Source organism: Blautia sp. AF19-10LB (genome assembly GCF_003461245.1).
GTDB classification, from domain to species: domain Bacteria; phylum Bacillota; class Clostridia; order Lachnospirales; family Lachnospiraceae; genus Blautia_A; species Blautia_A intestinihominis.
Map to the genome: position 1 here is coordinate 37,393 of NZ_QTWS01000029.1, position 7,263 is coordinate 44,655.

6 protein-coding genes are annotated in these 7,263 nt (G+C 38.9%); 4 read left to right on the forward strand and 2 right to left on the reverse strand.

The annotated features are described in order from the left end of the window. The first annotated feature begins 54 nt into the window (after nucleotides 1-54). From DWX28_RS14670 to DWX28_RS20275, 3 genes are all read left to right on the forward strand, one after another. The gene (locus DWX28_RS14670) at nucleotides 55-2,928 is read left to right on the forward strand and encodes a response regulator (protein ID WP_118253403.1); all 2,874 of its coding nucleotides are present in this window, start codon (nucleotides 55-57) and stop codon (nucleotides 2,926-2,928) included. 80 nt (nucleotides 2,929-3,008) lie between these two features. Next, nucleotides 3,009-5,156, forward strand: coding sequence for an ATP-binding protein (locus tag DWX28_RS14675; RefSeq protein ID WP_118253397.1), 2,148 nt, complete (start codon nucleotides 3,009-3,011; stop codon nucleotides 5,154-5,156). 397 nt (nucleotides 5,157-5,553) lie between these two features. Further along, nucleotides 5,554-5,688, forward strand: a complete 135-nt coding sequence (locus DWX28_RS20275; protein ID WP_004844681.1) for a hypothetical protein — start codon at nucleotides 5,554-5,556, stop codon at nucleotides 5,686-5,688. Nucleotides 5,689-5,735: 47 nt separating this feature from the next. On the opposite strand, the gene DWX28_RS14680 is transcribed toward DWX28_RS20275, so the two are convergent. Both DWX28_RS14680 and DWX28_RS19995 read right to left on the reverse strand, forming a co-directional pair. After that, nucleotides 5,736-6,344 carry a GNAT family acetyltransferase gene (locus DWX28_RS14680; protein ID WP_118253398.1) on the reverse strand — a complete coding sequence of 203 codons (609 nt, stop codon included), beginning with the start codon at nucleotides 6,342-6,344 and terminating at the stop codon, nucleotides 5,736-5,738. Then, entirely contained in the window at nucleotides 6,337-6,522 is a 186-nt protein-coding gene (locus DWX28_RS19995) for a hypothetical protein (RefSeq protein WP_014080774.1), read from the reverse strand. Before DWX28_RS19995 ends, DWX28_RS14680 begins: the two co-directional genes overlap by 8 nt. 337 nt (nucleotides 6,523-6,859) lie before the next feature. Between DWX28_RS19995 and DWX28_RS14690 the strand changes: the two genes are divergently transcribed. After that, nucleotides 6,860-7,263: recombinase family protein (locus DWX28_RS14690; protein WP_147342109.1), on the forward strand; the 404-nt coding region annotated here is incomplete at its 3' end.

The window sequence follows — 7,263 nt, forward strand, 5'->3', positions numbered from 1 at the left end:
AGCAAGCAAGCAAGCAAGCAAGCAAGCGACTGTAGCCTGGAGGGTGGGAGAAAGATGAAGAAGTGCAAATTAGTACAGAATATAAGAAATTTCAAATTTTGTTATTTTATATTTTGCACAATGATATGTTTGGTTGTTTTTCCTGTTTCCACATCTGCCCAAGAAAATTCTGATCATGTTATCCGGGTAGGATCTTTTGAGGAAACTTATAATGTAGTCAATGAAAAGGGAGAAAGAAGCGGCTATGGTTATGAGTATCTTCAAGATATTGCAGGTTATGCAGGATGGACATATAAATACATAACAAGTGATTGGAAAAACTGCTTTACACAGTTGGAAAATGGAGAGATTGATATTCTTGGTGGTATTTCCTATACAGACGAACGTGCTGAAAATATGCTTTTTTCCGATATGCCTATGGGGGAAGAGAAATATTACATCTATACGGATGCATCCAATATGGATCTTACAGCAGGAAATCTGGATTCTTTTGAGGAAAAAAATATTGGTGTGTCTAAAGATAATATAGTGGAGGATGTTCTTAATGAATGGGAATCAAAATATGGTCTGCATACGAAGCATATCAATGTTTCTACAACCACAGAAATTATGGACAAACTGTCGAAACATGAAATTGACTGCTTCGTTTCGGTAGAAGAATCCCGTTGGGAAGAATCGGATATTTCACCGCTTACAAGTATTGGAGAGACAGAAATCTATTTCGCTATAAATCCAGAACGTCCGGATATCAAAGAAGCACTGGATAGTGCTATGCGCAGAATCAAGGATGACAACCCATTTTACACAGATGATCTCTACAGGCGTTATCTTTCTGCACAGAGCAGCTCGTTTCTTTCAAAAGAAGAAAGTGAGTGGATCGGGCAGCATGGTGCAATCCGGATAGGGTATCTGAATCAGGATGGAGGTATCAGCAGTGTAGATCCATCAACAGGTAAACTGACAGGTGTTATTACAGATTATGTGGATCTTGCAGAAAATTGTCTGCAAGGTCAGACTCTGGAATTTGAATTAAATGGATATGAGACAAGAAGTGAACTGCTTCAGGCATTGCAGGATGGAAAAATAGACCTGATTTTTCATGCAAACCAGAATCCATACTTTGCAGAAACAAATGGATTTGCTTTGTCGGATACGCTATTGACTCTCAATATGGCAGCAATTACGGCAAAGGATTCTTTTGATGAAAATAAAGAGAATATAGTTGCCGTTGAAAAAGATGATTTTGCATTGAAAGCATATCTTTCATACAATTATCCGCAATGGAAGGTTGTGGAATATGAAACATCAGATGCAGCACTAAAAGCAATGCAGAAAGGGGAGGCAGATTGTATTGTAAGCAATTCAGGTACTGTTTCAGACTATTTGAAAAATAATAAGCTTCATAGTGTTTTCCTGACAAAAGAAGCTGATGTTCCATTTGCTATTCAGCAGGAAGAACCGGTTCTTTTGTCCATTCTGAATAAAACACTGACATCTATGCCTACAACTCAATTTTCAGGTGCAGTAGTTTCGTATAATGCTTCCTCACGAAAAGTTACAGCGAAGGATTTTATTCAGGACAATTTACTGGCTGTCTCACTCATAGTTGGAATCTCTATTTTTGTTGTCCTGTGTATAATTCTTGATTCTTTGAAAAAATCAAAACGTGCGGAAGAAAAATCCAAGAAGTCTGCTGAGCAGGCATTGAAGCTGAATCAGGAGCTTGAAGAAAAACAGCAGGAATTACAAAATGCACTTGTAGAAGCACAGAGTGCCAATAAGGCTAAGACTTCCTTTTTAAATAACATGTCTCATGATATCAGAACACCGATCAATGGTATTATTGGCATGCTTACGATTCTTGAGAAAAGCGGAAGTGATGCTGAGCGGGCAAAGGATTGCATGAATAAAATATATGAGTCATCGAAGCTGCTACTATCATTGATAAATGATGTTTTAGATATGGCAAAGTTAGAATCAGATACAGTGGTTTTTGGTGATGAATCCATCAATCTGGATCAGGTATGTCAGGAAATCACGGAGTCACTATCTTTTCAGGCAGAAGAAAAAGGACTTCATGTTATAGGAGAACATGATGATTACAGTGGTATATATGTTTGGAGCAATGCAGTTCATCTGAAAAAAATATTGATGAATCTGTTTACAAACGGCATGAAGTACAATAAGGTGAATGGTTCTATTTACATGAGTATGAGAACGATTGAAAGATCAGAAGATCACATGACATGTGAATTTAAAATAAAAGATAATGGAACTGGAATGTCAGAAGAATTTATAAAAAATGAATTGTTTACTCCATTTGTACAGGCAGATAATTCCCCACGTTCTGATTATAATGGGACAGGTCTGGGAATGCCTATTGTGAAACAACTTGTAGAAAAGATGGGCGGAACCATAACAGTTGAAAGTAAGCTGGGTGAAGGAAGCTGTTTTACTGTAGTACTTCCATTTGAAATTGATACGAATGCACGACCGGAAGAAAAAGAAGATTTCAATGCAGATATATCAGGTGTCCGGATATTATTGGTTGAAGATAATGAGCTGAATGCGGAAATAGCAGAATTTATGCTGACGGAAAATGGGGCTAAAGTAGAAACAGTGAAAAATGGTTTAGAGGCTGTTCAGCACTTTGAAGCCTGCGAATCAGGAACATACGATGTTATTTTAATGGATGTCATGATGCCGGTGATGGATGGGCTTACTGCCACAAAAACAATAAGATCCCTGGAACGGCAGGATGCAAAAACAATCCCTATCATTGCTATGACTGCAAATGCATTTAGGGAAGATGCAGAAAAGTGTATGGAAGCAGGAATGAACGCACATCTTGCAAAGCCGTTGGATGATGAAAAAATTAAGCAGACCATAAGCGAAGAGTTGAGAAGGTCAAATGCCTGTCATGAATGATTATGAGACAGCCGCAGCAATCAGGAGCCTTCCAGATGCATGGGAAAAGCGGACAGGAAACATAGAGAGAGGATTTTGTTATGACAGAAATGAAATATATATTTCCGAAGCAACTGCAGTCTGTGGCTGCGTTGGCTTTTATAGCCGTGCTGATCGCTCTGCTTCTTATCCTGACTGTAATGGTACATATGAGGAACAGAAAACTGAAACGTATGCTTGAAGAACAGATGGCAGAACGACGGCTTTTGGACAAAATATGTTCAGACTTTACTGCTGTCTATTATGTCGAATTAAATATCGGTTTCTTTGAGATTCTGCATATAAACGACGGAACCAATGCAAAAAAAATGAATCTGAAACAGTGTGATAATTTCAATTATGCTGCTGACCAATATGCGGTCCAGTATCTGTATGGGAAAGAAAGACAGGAATTTAAGGAGTGGATTTCGACGGGGCATCTGAAGGAACAGCTTTCCAGGAAGGAGCGCATTACCTATCATTACAGAAGCAAACCGAATCCGAATCAGCATGAATTTTTTGAGGCACAGGCAGTCAAAATATACGAGGATGAGAAACATTTTTTCGCACTGGTGGGTTTTCGGCATATTGATGATATCATGGAAAAAGAAACTACGATCCAGAATCAATTAAAGCAGGCACTGGATGAGACACGGCTGAGTAATGAAATAATTTCGGCAATTGCCAAGAGTTACTGTTCTATCTACAGGATTGATGTGCAGAAAGATTTTTTTGAAGAGGTATCAAATGACAGTGAAATACACAAACTGACAGGAAACAGAGGATGTGCAACGGAAAAACTGTATCAGCTTTGTGATACAATGGTTGCACCGGAATACCGTCCGCTGATACGTCCATTTCTGGATATTTCTACACTTTCAGAGAGATTGAAGACGGAAGAATGTATTTCTACAGAATACAGAATGTGCGATGGCAGCTGGCACAGGATGCTTTTTATTGTAAAAAAACGGGATGAGTCTGGAAATGTTACCCATGTTTTATGTACAGTCCGTAGTATCAGCGATTCCAAAAGACGTGAAGAGGATCTTAACTTTGCAGCGGAAGCAGCAAAGCGGGAAGCCGAAATGAAAACAAGGTTTCTGGCAACTATGAGTCATGATATCCGCACACCACTGAACGGTATTATCGGTATGGTAAATATGGGAAATCAGTACGCAGATGATCCACAGATGCAGCAGAAGATCAGAGAAAAGGCAATGGAAGCCCTGAAATATCTGGTGTCTCTGGTAAATGATGTGCTGGATATGAATAAACTACAGAGCGGAGAGTTGAAGGACCAGCAGATTTTGTTTGATCTGACAATGGCACTGCGTGAACTGAACCAGATTTATGATGAGCGGGCTGCAAAGAAAGGCATCCGGTATGAGGTTGACTGGAAAAATAGTACATACAGCCACAGCGCTCTGATTGGAAATCCGGTATATCTTGGCAGGATCCTGTCGAATGTCATGGACAATGCCATAAAATTCAGTCAGGCGGGCAGTGTGATTACGGTCTGGGTTAAGGAAGAAACTCTGGATGATGGCAGAGCATTTTTTACGTTCTACTGTAAAGACCAGGGTGTGGGTATGAGTGAAGATTTTATTGCACATGCTTTTGATATGTTCTCTCAGGAAAGCAAGACAAGCAGATCCAGGTATGAAGGCACCGGACTGGGGCTTGCAATTACGAAACAGCTTGTGGACAGGATGGATGGAAGTATTGAACTGAAGAGCGAAGTTGGTGTTGGTACTACAGTTATTGTAAAAATACCGTTCAAAATTGACACACAGGATAAAAACAGTAATTTATCAGATAAGCCAGTAGGCCTTGATGATTATTCAGTGGAAGGCATACGGGCATTGGTTGTGGAAGACAATGAGCTGAACATGGAGATTGCCAGATGTATACTGGAAGACAGCGGTATGGAAGTTACATGTGCAGTAGACGGGCAGGAAGCAGTTGAAATTTTTGAGAAATCTGCACCGGATTATTTCGGGGTAATTTATATGGATATTATGATGCCGAGGATGAATGGACTGGATGCGGCAAGGACAATCAGGGAAATGAAAAGAAGGGATGCCAGGAGGGTTCCGATCATTGCAATGTCCGCCAATTCCTTTGCAGAAGACATTATCAACAGCCGGATGGCAGGAATGAATGTCCATCTTGCAAAACCGCTTGATGCGAAAAAAATGATTGTTGCTTAAAAAAAATGCATGGCAGATAATAGCAATGTAAAACTGCACGAAGATTTGTAGGAATAGAAAACAGAGCATATAGAGTTGTTATATGGTCTGTTTTTTTATTCCTTAGAAGAAGCAGGCTGTGAAAATCCTTATGTTTTTTGGGGACTGGAATAATTATACGGTGATATGATTTTTTAAGCAAGTGCTAATAGAAGAAAAATCGCATCGATTCAATAGAAATTCCCCTTTCGTAGTTAAGATTGAGTATATCTATCATAACACGAACGTACATTCGATTCAAGAAAATGCGGATATTTTTAAAGTGATTGTGTCAATTTACAATCAATTTCTATTCAATGTGGTTTTCCGGCAGGTTCTGTAAAATAAGCTCAGATCAAAACAATGACGGGAGGAGCTTATGCAACAGAATATTGAATTTGAGCGGTGCATTGATTTTCTGGTACGGATGATTGATAAGTACGGCGAAGAAGTCCTTCGGGAGTTGGAGGAAGAAAAACAGAATAAGGAAGAAAAAGAAGCGGCAGTTTCCTGAAATACAAAATGTAAATCAGACTGTCGCTTTTTTCATGTATTTTTAAATCAAATAAATTTTAAAAGCTGATGCAGAGTGTGTGACTCATTATTCTGGGAAGTGGTAATACGAGTATCAAATGGCTTGAAATGATTCTGTGTATAAAAGCTCAGAAGAAATTCATTATCTTCGCATTCAAGAAACTCCATAACGCCGCCTACGGAATATTTGAGACTGGATATGGTTTCCAGTGCAAATCCCAGTAGAATATTTCCAGGGATTCGTTTATTCTTTGGAAGAGAATAGTTCTTTCCCAACTGGGCAATCAGGTAAGCTGCGGTAGTATAGGATTGTGTTTCTTCATCCAAAATACTGACACGGGACAGCTTTTTTGCCATTGTCTTGCTGATATTTGAAGCACGGACAGAGATTGGTTTTACTGTAAGTGAAAAATAACCAACCAGTGAAGCATCTTCAGCATCAAATACCAGATAAGTGATAGATTGATCTTTTTTGGTAAACTCAATCGCATTATGTAATAAAAAGTATTCCACATCGGGATTTTTGGGACAAGAAAAATCGGAGAGTAAGTCGTAAAGACTTTCCTCTCCGATATATGTCGGTTCGTCTTTATCCAAATATGCCCGAATATTAACGGTAAAATATTTATCAGACATGTTTTTTCTTCCTTTTTGACATTAAAGCTAAGATTTCCTGTGGGTTCGTTAACTGACGTCCGGGAAGTGTCTGCTTTGGTGTGCGGTCACGGTCGGCTTCGTCAATTGCTGCGACAAAACGCTTTACGCTATTTGGATTGGATACGACAAAATTATGAGTAATACTTGAAGTAGCCATACTAACACCTCCTCTTTTTTGGCTTTTTTGTGTATTTATAGTATATGCAATGTGTGATAAAAACACAATATCAAAAACAGAAATTATTTCTAAATAATTTTCAAGCCGGACATTTATTAGACGCTTCCGGTAAGCGAACAATATTTTCGAGCCAATCATTTATAAGTCGCCAATGGTGGGCGGGCAATATTTTGATAACAGAAATGCTCTGTATCTAACTTAATTATACGATTGGCGAAGAAATGCGTCAATACGGAAAATAAGTATTGAAAGTAGTTGGAACAAGTACTAAAATAAAGTTGGGACAATAAAACGGAGTTATACTGCGAGGAAGATTATGAAGAATAAAAAGATTAAATGCGATATATATACCAGAGTATCCACAACCATGCAGGTGGATGGCTACAGTCTGGATGCTCAGAAAGAAAAACTCGAGAGATATGCAGAATTTCAGAATATGGAAATTGTAAATGAGTATTCCGATGAAGGTAAGTCTGGAAAGAGCGTAGAGGGCAGACCGGAATTTCAGAGAATGTTAGATAATATTGAGAATGGAACAGATGAGGTACAGCTTGTACTGGTGTTCAAGCTTTCCAGATTCGGTCGTAATGCGGCAGATGTATTAAACTCTTTGCAGAGGATGCAGGATTTTGGAGTGAATCTGATCTGTGTTGAAGATGGGATTGACAGCTCAAAAGATAGTGGAAAGCTGATGATTTCTGTTCTGTCTGCGGTGGCAGA

Bases quoted from the DNA above. Each gene is read 5' to 3' on its own strand.
- DWX28_RS14670 (WP_118253403.1), top strand. From the start codon at position 55: ATGAAGAAGTGCAAATTAGTACAGAATATAAGAAATTTCAAATTTTGT.
- DWX28_RS14675 (WP_118253397.1), top strand. From the start codon at position 3,009: ATGACAGAAATGAAATATATATTTCCGAAGCAACTGCAGTCTGTGGCT.
- DWX28_RS20275 (WP_004844681.1), top strand. From the start codon at position 5,554: ATGCAACAGAATATTGAATTTGAGCGGTGCATTGATTTTCTGGTACGG.
- DWX28_RS14680 (WP_118253398.1), bottom strand. From the start codon at position 6,344: ATGTCTGATAAATATTTTACCGTTAATATTCGGGCATATTTGGATAAA.
- DWX28_RS19995 (WP_014080774.1), bottom strand. From the start codon at position 6,522: ATGGCTACTTCAAGTATTACTCATAATTTTGTCGTATCCAATCCAAAT.